The sequence below is a fragment of the Streptomyces aidingensis genome (assembly GCF_900112355.1).
Classification (GTDB): domain Bacteria; phylum Actinomycetota; class Actinomycetes; order Streptomycetales; family Streptomycetaceae; genus Streptomyces; species Streptomyces aidingensis.
In genome coordinates this window covers 1-16602 of sequence record NZ_FOLM01000013.1, presented here as the reverse complement: position 1 = coordinate 16602, position 16602 = coordinate 1, and the positions used below count along the sequence as shown (strand labels likewise).

The 16602-nt window shown below is 71.7% G+C and carries 17 protein-coding genes, 1 other RNA gene and 1 pseudogene; 10 read left to right on the top strand and 9 right to left on the bottom strand.

What is annotated here, in order from left to right:
- Genes BM242_RS21210 through BM242_RS21170 form a run of 9 tightly spaced genes read left to right on the top strand, consistent with a single transcriptional unit; the run spans window position 1 to window position 9740 of the window.
- Window positions 1-1053, top strand: a complete 1053-nt coding sequence (locus tag BM242_RS21210) for a glycosyltransferase family 2 protein (RefSeq protein ID WP_093840494.1) — start codon at window positions 1-3, stop codon at window positions 1051-1053.
- A complete protein-coding gene (locus BM242_RS21205; protein WP_093840493.1) occupies window positions 1050-2108 on the top strand; it encodes a lysylphosphatidylglycerol synthase domain-containing protein in 1059 nt (352 codons plus the stop codon). The genes BM242_RS21210 and BM242_RS21205 overlap by 4 nt, the downstream gene beginning before the upstream one ends.
- A complete protein-coding gene (locus BM242_RS21200) occupies window positions 2095-3498 on the top strand; it encodes an aspartate aminotransferase family protein (RefSeq protein ID WP_245834364.1) in 1404 nt (467 codons plus the stop codon). The genes BM242_RS21205 and BM242_RS21200 overlap by 14 nt, the downstream gene beginning before the upstream one ends.
- Window positions 3495-4553 (top strand): NAD-dependent epimerase/dehydratase family protein, encoded by a 1059-nt coding sequence (locus tag BM242_RS21195; RefSeq protein ID WP_281254701.1) that lies wholly within the window; start codon window positions 3495-3497, stop codon window positions 4551-4553. Before BM242_RS21200 ends, BM242_RS21195 begins: the two co-directional genes overlap by 4 nt.
- Before the next feature lie 28 nt (window positions 4554-4581).
- The gene (locus tag BM242_RS21190) at window positions 4582-5589 is read left to right on the top strand and encodes a UbiA prenyltransferase family protein (RefSeq protein WP_217652564.1); all 1008 of its coding nucleotides are present in this window, start codon (window positions 4582-4584) and stop codon (window positions 5587-5589) included.
- Window positions 5586-6641 (top strand): glycosyltransferase family 2 protein, encoded by a 1056-nt coding sequence (locus BM242_RS21185; RefSeq protein WP_245834362.1) that lies wholly within the window; start codon window positions 5586-5588, stop codon window positions 6639-6641. Before BM242_RS21190 ends, BM242_RS21185 begins: the two co-directional genes overlap by 4 nt.
- Window positions 6641-7672: a glycosyltransferase family 2 protein gene (locus tag BM242_RS21180; RefSeq protein WP_093840490.1), complete on the top strand. Its 1032-nt coding sequence runs from the start codon at window positions 6641-6643 to the stop codon at window positions 7670-7672. Before BM242_RS21185 ends, BM242_RS21180 begins: the two co-directional genes overlap by 1 nt.
- Complete coding sequence (locus tag BM242_RS21175; protein ID WP_093840489.1) at window positions 7669-8766, top strand: endonuclease/exonuclease/phosphatase family protein; 1098 nt, start codon at window positions 7669-7671, stop codon at window positions 8764-8766. The genes BM242_RS21180 and BM242_RS21175 overlap by 4 nt, the downstream gene beginning before the upstream one ends.
- Window positions 8763-9740, top strand: a complete 978-nt coding sequence (locus BM242_RS21170; RefSeq protein WP_093840488.1) for an aldo/keto reductase — start codon at window positions 8763-8765, stop codon at window positions 9738-9740. Before BM242_RS21175 ends, BM242_RS21170 begins: the two co-directional genes overlap by 4 nt.
- A 72-nt stretch (window positions 9741-9812) precedes the next feature.
- On the opposite strand, the gene BM242_RS21165 is transcribed toward BM242_RS21170, so the two are convergent.
- From BM242_RS21165 to ftsE, 8 genes are all read right to left on the bottom strand, one after another.
- Entirely contained in the window at window positions 9813-10193 is a 381-nt protein-coding gene (locus BM242_RS21165; protein WP_093840487.1) for a VOC family protein, read from the bottom strand.
- A gap of 106 nt (window positions 10194-10299) precedes the next feature.
- Window positions 10300-10473 (bottom strand): DUF397 domain-containing protein, encoded by a 174-nt coding sequence (locus BM242_RS21160; protein ID WP_093840486.1) that lies wholly within the window; start codon window positions 10471-10473, stop codon window positions 10300-10302.
- Between the two features lie 2 nt (window positions 10474-10475).
- Window positions 10476-11171, bottom strand: a complete 696-nt coding sequence (locus BM242_RS21155) for a DUF5753 domain-containing protein (protein WP_093840485.1) — start codon at window positions 11169-11171, stop codon at window positions 10476-10478.
- A gap of 292 nt (window positions 11172-11463) precedes the next feature.
- Window positions 11464-11834: a transfer-messenger RNA gene (gene ssrA, locus BM242_RS21150) on the bottom strand.
- Window positions 11835-12012: 178 nt separating this feature from the next.
- On the bottom strand, window positions 12013-12492 hold the full coding sequence (smpB, locus tag BM242_RS21145) for an SsrA-binding protein SmpB (RefSeq protein ID WP_093840484.1): 480 nt from the start codon (window positions 12490-12492) through the stop codon (window positions 12013-12015).
- A gap of 77 nt (window positions 12493-12569) precedes the next feature.
- The gene (locus BM242_RS21140) at window positions 12570-13751 is read right to left on the bottom strand and encodes a S41 family peptidase (RefSeq protein ID WP_245834359.1); all 1182 of its coding nucleotides are present in this window, start codon (window positions 13749-13751) and stop codon (window positions 12570-12572) included.
- A 231-nt stretch (window positions 13752-13982) separates the two neighbouring features.
- Window positions 13983-14897 (bottom strand): permease-like cell division protein FtsX, encoded by a 915-nt coding sequence (ftsX, locus tag BM242_RS21135; protein WP_093840482.1) that lies wholly within the window; start codon window positions 14895-14897, stop codon window positions 13983-13985.
- A 23-nt stretch (window positions 14898-14920) separates the two neighbouring features.
- The gene (ftsE, locus tag BM242_RS21130) at window positions 14921-15610 is read right to left on the bottom strand and encodes a cell division ATP-binding protein FtsE (protein ID WP_093840481.1); all 690 of its coding nucleotides are present in this window, start codon (window positions 15608-15610) and stop codon (window positions 14921-14923) included.
- 236 nt (window positions 15611-15846) lie between these two features.
- Here ftsE and BM242_RS21125 point away from each other — a divergent pair, with 236 nt between their 5' ends.
- Complete coding sequence (locus BM242_RS21125; protein ID WP_093840480.1) at window positions 15847-16053, top strand: hypothetical protein; 207 nt, start codon at window positions 15847-15849, stop codon at window positions 16051-16053.
- A 117-nt stretch (window positions 16054-16170) separates the two neighbouring features.
- On the opposite strand, the pseudogene BM242_RS29590 reads toward BM242_RS21125, so the two are convergent.
- Window positions 16171-16602: pseudogene (locus BM242_RS29590) on the bottom strand (hypothetical protein); the annotation flags it as partial.

The following is a 16602-nucleotide window of genomic DNA, read 5'->3' as shown; positions in this document are numbered from 1 at the left end:
ATGCCGCCGGCGGTCTCCGTCGTTGTGCCGTGCTACAACGCCGCCCGTACGCTGCCCGCCTGTCTCGCGGCCATCGCCGCGCAGCGCGTCACCCCCGACGAGGTGGTCGTGGTGGACGACGCGAGCACCGACGCCAGCGCGGCCGTCGCCCGCGCCGCCGGGGTGCGGGTGGTGGACCAGCCCGTCAACCGGGGCGTGTCGGCGGCCCGCAACCGCGGCGCCGCGGAGACCACGGCGGAGGTGATCTTCTATGTGGACGCCGATGTGGCACTGGCGCCGGACGCCCTCGAAAACGCCCTGGCCATCCTGGACGCCGAGCCGGAAACCGGCTGCGTACACGGCATTTACGAGACCACTCCGCTGATCGACGACGGACCGCTGGAGCACTACAAGATCCTCAGCAATCACTACTGGCGGCGGCGTGCCACGGGCCTGACCGGCACCGCCCTGTTCGCGCTCGGCGCGATCCGCCGGGAGGTGCTGGAGCGGGCCGGCGGCTTCGACGAGAGCCTGCGCGACGGCGAGGACGTCGAGCTGTCCATCCGGCTGCGCCCGCTGTGCGCGATCCGGCTCACCGGCACGGTCGCCGGGCGGCACGACGACGCCGACCGGTGGCGCGCCGTGCTGGGCGAGCAGTACCGGCGCAGCCGGCTGCTGGTGCCGATGGCGCTCGCCGAACGGCGGGACCGCCGGCCGGGCCCGGATGACGGGAGCGCTCCCACACTGACCGGTCAGCGGCCCGCCGCCGTGGCGGCCACCGCGCTGGCCCTGGGCCTGGCCGTGCTGGCGCTGCCGGCCGCCGCGGCCCCGGCCGGCGGCTGGTGGGCGGTGCCGGCCGTCGCGGCCGTCGCCGCGCTGGCCGGCGGGCTGCTGGCCGACCCCGGACTGCTGGCCTTCGTCCGCCGGGAGCGCGGCACCCGCTATCTGGTCTTCTTCCTCGCCGCCCAGGCCGCCGTGCTGATCACGCTGGTGCTGGGGGCCGCCAGGGGCGCGCTGTCCCCCGCCGCGCTGCGACGGGCCGGCGCCGCTTCCCGGGTCCCGGTGGACCGGTGAAGCGGCGGGTGCTGCGCGCGGCGCTGACCACCGCCTACTGCCTCGCGGCGGCGGCCGGCATCGCCTGGGCGCTGCGCGGGGCGGACTGGGAGACCACCGGCGAACTGGTGACGCCCGGCGCGCTGCCGCTGCTGCTGCTCGCCGCGGCGGTCAATGTGGCCGGCATCGGGCTGGGCATGGTGGCCTGGCGCGGGCTGCTGACCGGGCTGGCCGGACCGGTGCCGGCCCGGCCGGCCAGCCGGCTGTACTTCATCAGCTTCCTGGGCAAGTACGTGCCCGGCCGGGTCTGGACCCTGCTGGCCCAGATCCGGCTGGCCGAGAGCGTCGGCGTCCGGCCCGCCCATATGACCGCCACCTTCGGCCTGAGCCTCGCCGTGGTGACCGTGACCGGCCTGGTCACCGGTGCGCTGATCGCTCCCTCCCTCGGGGTGGGGGCGGCCTGGCTGGCCCTGCCCGCGGTGGTGCTGGCGGCCGGACTGATCCGGCCGGCCTGGGTGGCCGCGCCGATGGTCTGGGCGTCCCGGCTGGTCCGGCGCGAGCTGACGCTGCCCGCCGACGCCGACCGGCGGCTGCGCTCGGCGATGGCGGTGCAGCTGCTGTGCTGGGGCGTGTCGGGGCTGCATCTGTGGCTGCTGGCGATCCTGCTGGGCGCCGATCCGCTGCCCGCGCTGCCCGCGGCGGTCGGCGGGTTCGCCCTGGCGATGGTGGTGGGCTCCTACGCGGTCGTGGTGCCCGACGGCGCGGGGGTGCGCGAGGTGCTGCTGGCGCTCGTCCTGGCCCCCGTCCTGCCCCCCACCGCGGTCGGCGTCGCCGTGGTGGCGAGCCGGCTGCTCTGTCTGCTCACCGAGGTGGTCACCGCCCTGGTCGTCTGCTTCGGCTCCCTCTCCCTCTCCCGCTCCCGCACCCGTCCCAGCCCGAGCACCAGCACGAGCACGAGCACGAGAAACGAGGAGTCCCATGCCGTCATCACCGCCGCCGACACCGGCACCGACACCGACGCCCGCGCCGGCACCCGCGCCGGCAGCGGCGCGGCCGAAGCTGATGTCCATCGATGACGCCGAGGCGCTGGACATCGGTGAGGTGCAACGCCTGTACCGGGAGTATGTGAACAAGAGCCAGGTGGCCCTGATGACCACCTTCGGCTTCGGCCGGGAGCTGGTGGAACGGGCCGAGGGCGCCTACCTCCACCAGCGGGACGGCCGCCGGATCCTCGACTTCACCGGCGGCGTGGGCGTGCTCAGCCACGGCCACAACCACCCGCGCATCCTGGCCGCCCGCCGGCGCTTCGCCGAGCAGCGGCGGATGGAGGTGCACAAGACCTACTTCTCGCCCTATCTGGCGGCGCTCGGCCACAATCTGGCCGCCGTCCTGCCCGGCGACCTGAACATGTCGTTCCTGCCGAACTCCGGGGCCGAGGCGGTCGAGGGCGCGGTCAAGCTGGCCTACAAGTACCACCGGGGCAGGCGCTCCACCGTGCTGCGGGCCGACATCGCCTTCCACGGCAAGCTGCTCGGCTCCGGCGGCCTCACCGGAAGCTCCCAGAACACGTTCGCCTTTCCCACCATCCCCGGCATCGACATCTTCCGCTACGGCGACCTGGACAGCGTCGCCGCGCTGGTCGAGAAGCACGCGGGGGATGTGTACGCGCTGCTCATCGAGCCGTTCAGCGCCTCCACCATGACCTGGTGCTCGGAGGAGTTCCTGCGCGGGGTGCGGGAGCTGTGCACCCGGCACGACATCGTGCTGATCTTCGACGAGATCTACACCGGCTGGGGCAAGACCGGCACGCTGTTCCACTTCATGCGCTACGACGGGCTGATCCCGGATGTGCTGACCACCTCCAAGTCCTTCGGCGGCGGCAAGAGCTCCGTCTCGGCCTTCGTGGCCCGGGAACCGGTGTTCCGCAAGGCGTACGACAACATGCAGGACGCGCTGCTGCAGTCCACCTCCACCACCTACTACGGCTTCGGCGAGGAGTGCGCCACCGCCATCGAGGCGGTCAATGTGGCGGTCGAGGAGGACTTCCCGGCCCGGGCCCGCGCCATCGGCGACCTGCTCGGACCCGGGCTGCGCCGGATCGCCGAACGCCACCCGGACGCGATCGGCGACGTGGCGGGCGCCGGGGCGCTGTGGGGAATCTTCGTCAGCGGCGGGCCCAAGGTGCTCGACCTGGTCGCCAAGCTGGCCCCCGGCGGCATGGCCAAGGACCCGAACTTCAAGGTCAAACTGGTCACCGCCGCGGTGATCAACGCCCTCTACCGGGATCACGACGTCTACGCCTACTACACCCTCAACGGGCGCCACCCCCTGGTCTTCGGTCCGCCGCTGGTCGCCTCCGACGACGATGTGCGGCACGCCCTGAAGGCCCTGGACGCCGTGCTGGAACAGGGCCTGTCCAAGCTGGTCAGACGGCTCGTCACGGAAAAGGTGAGCACGCTGTGGTGAACGAGACACCCCCGCTGACCATCGCGGTCACCGGCGCCGCCGGCATGCTGGGCAGCCACCTCACCACCCGGCTGCTCGCCGACGGCCACCGGGTGCACGACATCGATCTGCGCGAGCCCGCCGCCGGGCTGCACGAGCGCCAGGAGTGGACCGTCGCGGACATCCGGGACGCGGCCGGTCTCGCCGACGCCCTGACCGCGACCAAGCCCGATGTCCTGGTGCACACCGCCTCCGCCCTGCCCAGCTACCCGAGGGAGCAGATCCGCTCGGTGATCGTGGACGGCACCCGCGCGGTGTTCGAGGCGGCCGGTACCGCCGGCGTGGCACGGATCGTGCACATCAGCTCGACCGCGGTCTACGGCCTGCCGAAGGTGGTGCCGACCACCGAGGAGTATCCGCGCGAGCCGACCGACGACTACAGCGGCGCCAAGGCCGATGCCGAGCTGGTCGCCGAGGAGTACCGCGCCCGCGGGCGGTGCGTGAGCGTGCTGCGGCCCAAGACCTTCCTCGGCCCGGGCCGGATGGGCCTGTTCTCGATGCTCTTCGAATGGGCCGAGGAGGGGCGGAACTTCCCGGTGCTGGGCAGCGGGAACGTGCTGACCCAGATGCTGGCGGTCGAGGACCTGGTGGACGGCGTGGTGACGGCCGTCCATGCCGATCCGGAGACCGCCAACGACACCTACAACCTGGCCGCCACCGAGTTCGGCACCGTACGCGAGCAGTTCCAGGCGGTGCTGGACGCCGCCGGGCACGGCCGCCGGGTGGTCTCGGTGCCCGCCGGGCCGGCCGTCGCCCTGCTGGGCGGGCTGCAGCGGGTCGGCCTCTCCCCGGTGTACGGGCGCCTGCTGCACAAGCTGCGCGGCGACTCCTACGTCAGCGTCGACAAGGCCGCGGCCCGGCTGGGCTTCAGCCCTCGCTACTCGACGGTGGAGGCGCTGCTGCGCTCCTACGACTGGTGGCGCACCTCCGGCAGGACCACCACGTCCACCAGCGGAAACACCAGTCAACAGCCGTGGCGGCAGGGCGTGCTCGCCGCCGCCAAGGTCTTTTTCTGAGCGCGCTCGGCATCCGCGGAGGCTCGTTGTGACACCCAAACCGTTCCCCGGCGGGGCCCTCAGCCCGCCGCCCGCACCACCGCTGACGCTCCCCGAGGACCCGGCCGGCCCGCCCGCCCGCAGCCGCGCCCGCATCCAGGACATGGTCGCCCTGCTGCGTCCGCAGCAGTGGGCGAAGAATGTCTACAGCATGGCCCTGGTCGCCCTGGCCACCCGGGCCTGGACGCCGTGGGCGCTGGGCCAGTTGCTGTGGATGACCGCCGTCTTCGTCTTCGCGTCGGCGGCCGTCTACGTCGGCAACGACCTGGCCGACCGCAAGAGCGACCGGCTGCACCCGGTCAAGCGGAACCGGCCCCTGGCGTCCGGGCGGGTCGGCGTGGTGACCGCCGCCGGGCTGCTGGCCGGCTGCCTTGCCGCGGTGGCGGCGCTGCTGGCCACCAGCCCGCCCGCGCAGTGGCTGCCGGTCGCCGCCTATCTGCTGCTCAACCTGGCCTACAGCGCCGGTCTCAAGCATGTGCCGCTGCTGGATGCCTTCCTGGTGTCGATCGGCTTCCAGTTGCGGCTGGTGGCCGGCCATGTGGCCGTGGACCGGCCCGTCTCGCAGTGGCTGATGACCGCGGTGCTCGCGGTCTGCCTGGTGCTGATCCTGGGCAAGCGGCGGCACGAACTGGTCACCAACGGGCCGGCGGGCCGGCGCGCGCTGCGCGGCTACACCGCCCATCTGATCGACCAGATGCTCGTGCTGTGCATGGCGGTCACCATGGTGTCCACGCTGGTGTACCTCAGCCAGGACGCCCCGCTGGGCGACTACACCTCCCAGGCGGTGCTGTTCGCCACGCCGTTCCTGCTGTTCGGCCTCTTCCGCTACCTCCAGGTGCTCGTCGTCGAACGCGGCGGCGCCGATCCGGTGCGGGTGCTGCTCAGAGACCGGCCCCTGATCATCTGCATCGCGCTGTTCGCGCTGACCTTCCTGCTGGTGGCGCTGCTCGCCGGCAACCAGTCCCTGCCCGCCACGACCGCATGGAACCAGCCTTGACGACCACACCGGCCACACCGAACACTCCGGCCGAGCCGCCCCTGGTCTCGGTGATCATCCCCAACTACAACTACGCGCGCACCCTGCGCCTCTGCCTGGAGTCGGTGCGCGCCCAGACCTACCCCAACATCGAAGTGATCGTGGTCGACGACCGCAGCACCGACGACTCGGTCGCCATCGCGCACGAGTACGGCGCCGACGTCACCGTCACCCCGGAGAACATCGGCGCGCCCGCGGCCCGCAATCTGGGTGCCGAGCGGGCCGGCGGCGAGGTGCTGTTCTTCCTCGACTCCGATGTGGCGCTCGCCCCGGACGCGGTCGCGGGCGCCGCCGCCCTGCTCACCGGCGACCCCTCGGTCGGCGGGGTCTGCGGCACCTACGACGCCGAGCCGCTGATCCGCGACAGCCTGGTCGAGGAGGTGCGCAGCCTCCAGCTCTACGCCTGGATCCACGGCGGCCAGGGCGACATCTCCACCGTCTACACGGCGCTGTTCGCGGTCCGCCGGGACGTCTGGGAAGAGGTCGGCGGGTTCGACCCGGCGCTGCGCCACAGCGAGAACGCCGACTACGGCCACCGGCTGTCCGCCCGCTACCGCATCGTGCTCACCGAGGCGGTGCACGGCCGCCACGACCACGACGACACCCTGCGGGTGCTGATCAGCAAGATGTTCCACCGGGCGCGCATGCACATGCCGCTCTACCTGCGCCGCCCGGACTTCTCCGGCGGGCCCTCCAACGGGCTGCGCGGCTGGGCCACCCTGGCCGCGCTGGGCGCCGTGCTGACCGCCCCGCTCGCCGCCCTGGCGGGACTGTGGGCGCTGCTGCTGCCGGTGCTGCTGGTGGTCCTCTCCGTCGTCTTCGACGGCGGCATGTACCGGATGGTGCTGCGCCGCAAGGGCCTGTGGTTCTGCGGCTACTTCACCGCGGTGTGGTTCCTGGTGAACGTCACGGTCGCCCTCGCCGTCTTCGCCGGACTGGCGCAGTGGCTGCTGTCCGCCCGTTTCCGGCACACCTACGACGCCCCGCTCGCCGCCCCCGCGAGGAGTGCCTGATGCCCGAACAGACCCCGCCGACGCCCCTGGTCTCGGTGATCGTGCCGAACTACAACTACGCCGCCTCGCTGCGGCTGTGCCTGCGCGCGATCCTCGACCAGAGCTATCGGCGCATCGAGCTGATCATGGTCGACGACGGCTCCACCGACGACTCCGTGGCCATCGCCGAATCGCTCGGCGTCACCGTGATCCGCACCCCGCGCAATCTGGGCGTCGCGGGCGCCCGCAATCTCGGCATCGCCGAATCCAGCGGCGAGATCTGCTTCTTCGTCGACTCGGACGTGGCCCTGGCGCCGGACGCCGTGGCCACCGCCGTCCGCCTGCTGGGCGACCAGCCCGACGTGGGCGCCGTCTGCGGGATCCACGATCCCGAGCCGCTGATCCGGGACAGCCGGGTGGAGGAGTACCGCGGGCTCCAGTACCACTACTGGTCGATCAGCTCCGCCGGGGACATCTCCTTCCTCTTCCCGGCCTCCTGCGCCGTCCGCCGCAGCGTCCTGGAGGAGGTCGGGCCGTTCAACGAGCGGCTGCGCAACACCGAGGAGGTCGACTACGGCAACCGGCTGACCCAGCGGCACCGGCTGCTGCTCACCCCGCTGATCCGGTCCCGCCACGACCACGACGCCGAGCTGGTCCCGCTGCTGCGCAAGCTGTTCAAGCGCGGGCACGCCCGGGTGCCGCTCTACGCGGAGCGCCGCAAGTTCGCCCGCGGTTTCGAGACCTCCTCCCGGGCCGGCGGCTCACTGGCCGCCCTGGCCTCGCTGGCCCTGCTGCCGACGGTGGCCTTCTCCCTCTACGGGCTGATCGCCGTCGCCCTCGCCCTGGGGGTGTCCCTGGCCGCCGACGCGGGCATGTACCGGTTCGTGGCCCGGCAGCGCGGATGGATCTTCCTCGGCTACTTCACGGCCGTGCACTGGCTGGTCAACGTGGCCATCGCGGCCGGGGTGGCCGCCGGTGCGCTGCACTGGCTCTGCTCCCCCGCGTTCCGCCGGCTCTACGGCCCACCGGCCGTGCCCCAGCCCGCCCCGTGAAGCGGCGCGCGTCCCGGCTCGTCGCCGCCGCGGCCTTCGCCTGGCTCGGCTACGTCCTGCTGCACACCGCCCTGTCCGGGCGGTGGTGGCCGATGCTGCTGGCCGATCTGGCGCCGCCGCTGCTGCTGGCCCTGGCCCCGCTGGTGCTGGCGGCGCCGGCGGTGCCGGCCGCGCTGGCCGGGCCGGGGCCGCGGCGCCGCCCCCGGCGCTGGCTGCCCGTCGTCGCCTGCGCGGTCGCCTTCGCGCTCGGCGCCGGGCAGTCCGGGCTGGACCTCGGCGGCTGGGGCCGCGGCCCGGGACGCGTACCGCCGGACGCGGTGCACATCGTCGCCTGGAACGCGCTCTACTGGCACCAGGACGACGACCCGGACGCCTTCTACGCCTATCTGCGCTCCTTCGACGCCGACGTCTATCTGATCCAGGAGTATCTGAACTGGCGGGCGGACAGCGACACCCCCCTGCCCGTCGACGACACCGCCCGGCTGCGCCGCGAGTTCCCCGGCTACCGGATCATCACCGCCGGGGAGCTGCTGACGCTGTCCCGGCTGCCGGTGGCCGGCAGCCGCGCCCTGACCGATCCCCCGGGATACGACTCGGCGCCGCCCGGCACCGACTTCCCCGCCTTCTGGCGGGCCAAGACCCTGCGCACCGACGTCCGCACGGGCGGGGGGATCATCGCCCTGTACAACACCCATATCCCGGTACAGCTCGACACCTCCGACGGTGTCTTCACCCCGGCGTTCCTCAAGGGCGTCCGCCGGCAGTCCCTGCGCCGCACCGCCGCCTGGACCTCGCTCACCGGCGATCTGCTCTGCACCGCGGTCCCCCGCCTGGTCGCGGGGGACCTCAACACCACGCCCGCCATGGGCGAACTGGACCGGCTGGACGACCTTCTGGTGCGCGCCCGGCCCACCGACGGCGGGGTGTACCCGGTCTCCTGGGACGCCCGCCGGCTGCCCCTGTGGCAGCTCGACTTCACCTTCCACGACCCCGGCGTGCGGCTCCACCGGTACCGGTTCCGCGACAGCCCGGGTCTCTCCGACCACAGCGCGCAAGAGTTCTGGATCACCACAGAAGGGAACCCCCGCACATGACACGCACACTCGGCCGCAGCGGTATCGAGGTCGGCGCGATCGGCGTGGGCTGCTGGGCCATCGGCGGCCCCTTGCAGGCCGGCACCGACCAGTTCGGCTTCAGCCAGGCCGACGACGACGAGTCCATCGCCACCCTGCGCCGGGCGCACGAGCTGGGCGCCACGTTCTTCGACACCTCCAGCAACTACGGCGCCGGGCACAGCGAGCAGGTCCTGGGCCGGGCGTTCGCCGGCCGCCGCGACGAGGTGGTCATCGCCACCAAGTGGGGATACACCTTCGACGAGACCACCCGCGAGGCCGGCCCGGACGACGCGAGCGCCGCGTTTCTGCGCTCCAGCCTGGAGGACAGCCTGCGCCGCCTGGGCACCGACTACGTCGACCTCTTCCAGTTCCACCTCGGCGGCGCGGAGATCCCGGCCGCGCTGGAGCTGATACCGGTGCTCGACGAGCTCGTCGCCGCGGGCAAGATCCGCTCCTACGGCTGGTCCACCGACGACCCGGAGCGGGCCGAGGCCTTCGCCAAGGCCGGCGCGGGCTGCACCGCGATCCAGCACGACCACTCGGTGCTCAACGACGCCGCCGGCGTCCTGGCCGTCTGCGAGGCCCTGGACCAGGCGTCCATCGCCCGCGGCCCGCTGGCCATGGGGCTGCTGTCCGGCAAGTACCACGACGGGCGGCACGTCGGCGGCCAGGACGTGCGCGCCGGTGGCTACGACTGGATGACCTACTTCACCGACGGCACCGGCAATCCGGAGTTCCTGGCCCGGATCGACTCCGTCCGGGAGGTGCTGACCTCCGGTGGCCGCACCCTGGCCCAGGGCGCCCTGGCCTGGCTGCTCGCCCGCAGCCCCGCCATGATCCCCATCCCCGGCTGCCGCACCGTCGCCCAGGCCGAGGAGAACCTCGGTGCCCTCGCCCTCGGCCCGCTGTCGGAGGACGAATTCCGCCAGGTCGAATCCATCCTCCGCGGCTGACCCGCCCCCCGCCCGGGGCCGCTGCCCGGTGAGGTCATCACCGGGCAGCGGCCCCGCGCCGGGCCTCGTGCGTCACAGCGGGTCGAGGCGGGCCTTGAGCAGGCAGAACTCATTGCCTTCCGGATCGGCCAGCACATGCCACTGCTCCTGCCCGGTCTGGCCGATGTCGGCCGGACGGGCACCGAGCCGCAGCAGACGTTCGAGCTCGGCGTCCTGGTCGCGGTCGGTGGCGTTGACATCGATGTGCAGCCGGGACTTCCCCGGCTCCGGCTGCTCCCGGCGGCTGAGGATGATGGTCGGCTGCGGACCGCCGAACCCCTCGCGCGGCCCGATCTCCAGCGACCCGTCGTCCTCCCGGTCGAGCACGACGAAATCCAGCACCTCGCACCAGAACCGCGCCAGCACCTCGGGATCACGGCAGCCGAGCACCAGCTCACTGATCCGACACGCCATCGGCACAACCCACCCTCAGCCCGCGCAACAACAACCGGGCCACGGTAACGAACGAGCCCGGCACGGACGAAGCATTTTCCCCGGCCCGCGGGGCTCTCCGCTTCTCTCAGCGGGTGGTGACGGCCGCCACGAACACCGTCCAGGCGTCGGGACGGACGGCTATCACCCGGGCATTGCCGACCTTGGTGTCGGCCACCCCTATCAGCCGCGGTGCTCTCGCCACGGCCACGCAGTCATCCGTGCTGTGGCTGCTGGTCCGGAACGGTACGCCCTCGAACATGGTCACTCTCCCAACGCGGTACGGATCGCCTGCCGACTGTCGTATTCCCCCAAGGACGACGACACGATATCCGCGAACAGACCAAAGCCCCGGGCCAGATCATCACCACGCGTTGAGTACCAGCCGCCGAGGCCCGTCTCCACATATGCCACCCGCCTGAACGAAGGCGTGGCCTCGCTCACAGTCTCCGGCGTCTCGTCGAAGGACCACAGCACGAGATGGGACAGCAGTCCGGCGGGCACGGCACGGCGCGGAAGCACCTGGACCCGGGTCCACGGATAGGCCGTGGACATCACATGCAGCAGATGACCAAGCTGGGCCCGATGCACATCGACGCTGGCGAAGGACTGGTACAGGGCCTGCTCACCGACGACGAAGAACGCCTTCGGACCGCTGCGGGACCGGGCCCGCTCCAGGAACGCCTGCGAACGGCCGGACTTGAGCAGCATGCGGCGCCGGATCTCGTTTCGTGGAAGCCTCGGCAGGGTGGCGCTCAGAACCTCCTCCGCGTAGGCCGGGGTCTGGAGGAGGCCGGGGATGGCCTGGAGATTGAAGGAGCGGATGACCACGGCGTTGGCGTCCATGGCCGCCAGCCGGTCCAGATTCGTCGCTCCGTAGCCCAGCTGCTCGACCCGCCCGGCTCCGAACTGCTCCGGCGCCCGCAACTCCCTGATCAGTTGGTCAACGCTCTTGTCCATGCCACACACCTCGCCCTCAGCCCTGCCGACACGCGCAGACTACCGCGCGTACACGGACGATCACGCGAAGATCCCCACATCCGGCATATGCCAACCGCCGCCGCTGGACCGGCGCGTCGCGGCATGGTAGGGGTACAGCCCTCCAGGCCGCCGCAACTCACGCGCCGCGCCGGCCGGGAACGGTTCGTTCTGACTCCGCCCGGTGACGGCGCTCGGCATGGGCGGCATGGGAAAGCCCCCGCTGCCGGGGTCCTGGAAAGGATTCCAGGACCCCGGCAGCGGGGGCTTTGGGAGGTGGAGATGGCGGGAATCGAACCCGCGTCCAACGAACCCGAAACAGGGCTTCTCCGAGCGCAGTCCGCTTCGCTTTTCTCGGCCCCGGAGATCACGCGGACAAGTCTCCGACGGGCTCAGTCACTGTGTGGTTTCCCGCAACCCCCCGTGACCGGGAGTTACGGTGGAGTTCCCTGAATGATGCCAGACACCGGGCCGGGAACTTTCCCGGGCTGACAGTTCATGCTCGCTGCTCAGGCAGCGAGCGCGAACGAATCGCGCTTCTGGTTGGCGATTATTTTTTTGCGGCACATGGTTAACGAGATCATTGCCGCGTTCCTCGGCTCGCTTCCCCTGGTACGACATTCGCTGTCGAAACCGATCATCCCCTTGTTCAGTTGACAACCGCCGCTCCGCCCGGGGGCGGGGTGGCGGCGCACCGTGCGGTCCATGGTACGGGACCGGGCCGCTGTTGTTCCAACCGATTACCGCGCCGGAGTATTCCGGCACCCGTCCGGCGGGCGCGCACCCCGTACAACCGCATCCCCGCCCCGGGTATTCCGGCAGGTCAGCGGCGCTGGCGGCGGCGGGCGGCGGACATGGCGCGCTCCGCCTCCCGGCGGTCCTGCCGCTCCCGCAGCGCCTGCCGCTTGTCGTACTCCTTCTTGCCCCGGGCCAGCCCGATCTCCACCTTGGCCCGCCCTTCCTTGAAGTACAGGGCCAGCGGGACCAGGGTGAGCCCGGTCTCCTGGAGCTTGCCGGTCAGCTTGTCGATCTCCGACCGGTGCAGCAGCAGCTTGCGCTTGCGCCGCGCCGCGTGATTGGTCCACGTCCCCTGCGCGTACTCGGGGATGTGCACGTGGTACAGCCACGCCTCGCCGTCGTTGATCTGCGCGAAGCCGTCCACCAGGGAGGCGCGGCCCTGGCGCAGCGACTTCACCTCGGTGCCGGTCAGCACCAGACCGCACTCGTAGGTGTCGAGGATGTGGTAGTCGTGCCGCGCCTTCTTGTGCTGCGCGATCAGCTTGCGACCCGTCTCTTTAGCCATGACACGGCCATCCTACGGCCGCCCGGCCGTGGGGCCGGCGCAATTTCCCGGCGCGGGTTCCGCCCGCGGGCCGCCGGTCACGCTCCGGAGGCGAGGCCCTCCAGTACGGACCGGCCACGGGCCACGGCGTCCTCGCCGTCCTCGACCACCACATCGGGCGCGATGCCCTCGCCGTCCTCGACGACCTCGCCGGAGGGCGTGGCGTAGTGCCCCACGGTCAGCTCGGCCACCGAGCCGTCCGGCTGCTCTATCGGCATCTGCACGGTGCCCTTGCCGAAGGTGGGCGTGCCCACCACCACCGCCCGGTTGCGGTCCTGGAGCGCGCCGGTGAGGAGCTCGGCGGAGCTCATGGTGCCGCCGTCCACCAGCACCACCAGCGGGCGGGTGATGTGCCCGCCGGGCTCCGCGTACAGCGCCTGCTGCTCGCCGTAGACGTCGTAGGTGGCGACCAGCCCGCCGTCCAGGAAGACCGAGGCCACCGCGGCGGCCTCGGTGACCAGGCCGCCGGAGTTGCCGCGCAGGTCCAGCAGCAGGCCGTCGCTCTCGGGGGCGTTCTCCACCGCGGCGCGCACCAGGTCCGCCGAGCCCGCGGTGAAGGATTCGAGCCGGATGCGGGTCACCCCGGCCGTGTCCCGGTCCACGGTGACCGGCTTGGTCTCCAGCACCGCCCGCTTCAGCTCCGCCTGCCACCGCACGCCGTCGCGCACCAGCGCGACCCGGACCGTGGACCCCGCGCGGGCGCCGCCCGGCTGGTCGCTGCCGCGCAGTCTGCTCACCGCCTCGGTGACCGGCACACCGCCGACCGGCTCGCCGTCGATGCTCAGCAGTTCGTCCCCGGCCCGGACACCGGCCAGGGCGGCCGGGCTGCCGCTGTGCACCCTGCTGATCTCGATGGTGCCCTCCGGGGTGCGGTGCAGCGCTATCCCGGTGCCCACATAGCCGCCCTCCAGGGAGAGCTGGAGCTCCTCGTACTCCTCGGCGGTGTAGGCCGCGGCCCAGCGGTCGCCGCTCCGGCTGACCAGCAGGGCAGCGTCCCCGGCCGGGGGCTCGCCGTCCGCGGTGGCCGCGGCCGGGTCGCCGGTGGCGGCCCGCCCGTCGCTGTTTCCGTCGCTGTTTCCGTCGCTTTCCCCGCCGGCCTGCCCGGCGCTCCCGTCGGGCTCGGAGCCACCGGCCGGGGCGGCCAGCCAGGGGGTGCCCTCGGCCTGCCAGGAGCCGGTGGCCGTGCCGGCGGTCAGCGCGGCGAGGAAGACGCACACCACCGCCGAGCCGCCCCGGCCCGCCCGGCGGTGCGGCGGTCGCGACGGTCGCGGTCTGGGAGGCTTCCTCGACGGAGTCCTTGACATGCTGCGGAGTGTAGGGCAGTTGCCGCCCCCGGATGGGCGGATGGCCGTCCGATGTCCGGGGGATTTATCACAGGAGAATCACGTCTTCGGATACTTGACGGAACGGGACCGGACACTCTTCGGCATCCGGCCCGCGCCTTCGGCTACTTACACCTTCAAGTACTTACGAAGCGCGAAGAGGGCGGCGATCCCCGGCATCAGCGCGCCGACGACCAGCAGGAACGGCAGCACGGACATCACCGCGTCCCAGCCCACGAAATCGATCACCGCGATCCGGGTGTCCAGGAAATTGTCGATCAGGAAGTACTTGCCGCCCACCAGCAGCACGCAGGCCAGCAGCGCGCCCAGCAGACCGGCCAGCGCGGCCTCCATGATGAAGGGGGTCTGGATGTAGAAGCTGGAGGCACCGACCAGCCGCATGATCCCGGTCTCCCGGCGGCGGCTGAACGCCGACACCCGGACCGTGTTGACGATCAGCAGCAGCGCGACCACCAGCATCAGCGCCATCAGCGCCAGCGCCGCGATGTTCACCCCGTTGAGCAACTGGAAGAGGTTCTCCAGCAGGGCCCGCTGGTCCTGCACCGAGTGCACGCCCTCACGGCCGGCGAACGCCGTGGAGACCACCTCGTACTTCTCCGGGTCGTGCAGCTTGACCCGGAACGACTCCTGCATCTGGTCCGGGGTCACCACGGCCGCGATCGGGGAGTCCTTCTGCTGCTCCTGGTAGTGCTCGTAGGCCTCCTCGGCGGTCTCGAAGAAGATCTGGTCGACGATGTCGAACTTCTCCAGGTCCGTCTCGATCTCCAGCTTCTGCTCCTCGGTGACCGCGCCCTTGGCGCAGGCCGGATCGCCGCTTTCGGCGTCGTTCTTGTTGCAGAGGAAGATGGAGACCTGGACCTTGTCGTACCAGAAGTCCTTCATGCTGCTGACCTGTTCCCTGGCCAGCAGCGAACCGCCCAGCAGCGAGAGCGACAGGGCGACGGAGACGATGACGGCGAAGGTCATCGTGATGTTGCGGCGGAGACCGACCCCGATCTCCGAGAGGACGAAGTTGGCGCGCATGGCGTGGATTTCCCGCTTTTCGGTCAGTTCTGGTAGCCGTAGACGCCGCGGTGCTGGTCACGCACCAGACGGCCCTTGTCCAGCTCGATGACGCGCTTGCGCATCTGGTCCACGATCTGGGCGTCGTGGGTGGCCATGATCACCGTGGTGCCGGTGCGGTTGATCCGGTCCAGCAGCTTCATGATGCCGACCGAGGTCTGCGGGTCGAGGTTACCCGTGGGCTCGTCCGCGATCAGCAGCTTGGGCTGGTTGACAAAGGCCCGGGCCACGGCGACCCGCTGCTGCTCACCGCCGGAGAGCTCGCCCGGCATCCGGTCCTCCTTGCCGCCCAGGCCCACCAGGTCGAGCACCCAGGGCACCCGCTTGCGGATCTCGGCGCGCGGCCGGCGGATCACCTCCATGGCGAAGGCCACGTTCTCGGCGACCGTCTTGTTGGGCAGCAGGCGGAAGTCCTGGAAGACACAGCCCAGCTGGCGACGCACCTGGGGCACCTTCCAGTTGGAGAGCTGCCCCAGGTCCTTGCCCAGGACATGGACGGTGCCGTGGGTGCATCTTTCCTCGCGCAGCACCAGCCGGAGGAAGGTGGACTTGCCGGAGCCGGAGGAACCGACGAGGAAGACGAACTCCCCGCGCTCGATCTCCAGCGAGACCTCGCGGAGCGCGGGCGCGTTCGTCCGCGGATAGACCTTGGAGACGCTGTCGAATCGGATCACGATTGCACCTGGCCGAGACTGGGTAAGTGGGGCGAAGCCCCTTGGGCGGCTCACCCTCGCTGCGCCGACCATACGCGACCCGGCCGACAGGGCGCAGGCGGCGTCCTGGATCGTCCCTTTCCACCGGATTTGCCGGCCGGAGCCCCCCTCACCGGCCCGCTTCCGGGGAAAGCCTGGCACAGTGGAAAGGACGGAGCGGGGGCGGGGCGGGGGACGGAGAGGAGACGATCGACAGCATGACTGCCGACTGGGCCGCGGACTGGCTGGTGTGCGCGAACTGCGCGGGCCGGGTGCGCGAGGGCCGCTGCGCGGTGTGCCGGGCACAGCTCGCCAGGCTGCGGGAGCAGCGCCGGCCGCTGGCCGCGCTGATCAGTCCGGCGGCGCTGACCGCGGTGCTGCTGGCACTGGCCGCCATCGTCTTCCTGGTGAGCCGCCCGGCCTGAGCGGAGCCGGGGGCGGACCGGACGTACCACGGTCCCGGGAGCGCGACGCCCCCGGGACCGTCTTGCTGTACACGTCACATGAGGGCACTGCATGTGACATGCGTCACCTGCTGTGCGTCAGGCGGCTGCCGCGCCCCGGTCCAGAATCCTGGGCAGGTAGCGGAAGCCGACACCGCCGGCCACCATGGTGGCGGCGCCGACGAGAAGCAGGACCTCGCCACCGGACGCACCGGTGTCGGCGAGCTCGTCGCTCTCCTCGTCACCGCCGGTGGTGCCCTCCTCCGGAACAACCGGGGTGAGGTCCTCGTCCGCCTCGGGCGCCTCGATGCCCTCGGTCGCACCGGCGCTCTGCGGGCTGCTGGAGCCACCGGTGGAGGTGGAACCGCCGGTGGAGGTGGAACCGCCGCTGCTGCCGGAGGTGGACGTACCGGCGCTGCTCACGCCCTCCGGGTCACCGCTGGTGCCGCCGTTGGTCGGCTCCTCCGTGGTGCCGCCGTTCGTCGGCTCCTCGGTCGTACCGCCGTTCGTCGGCTCCTCCGTGGTGCCGCC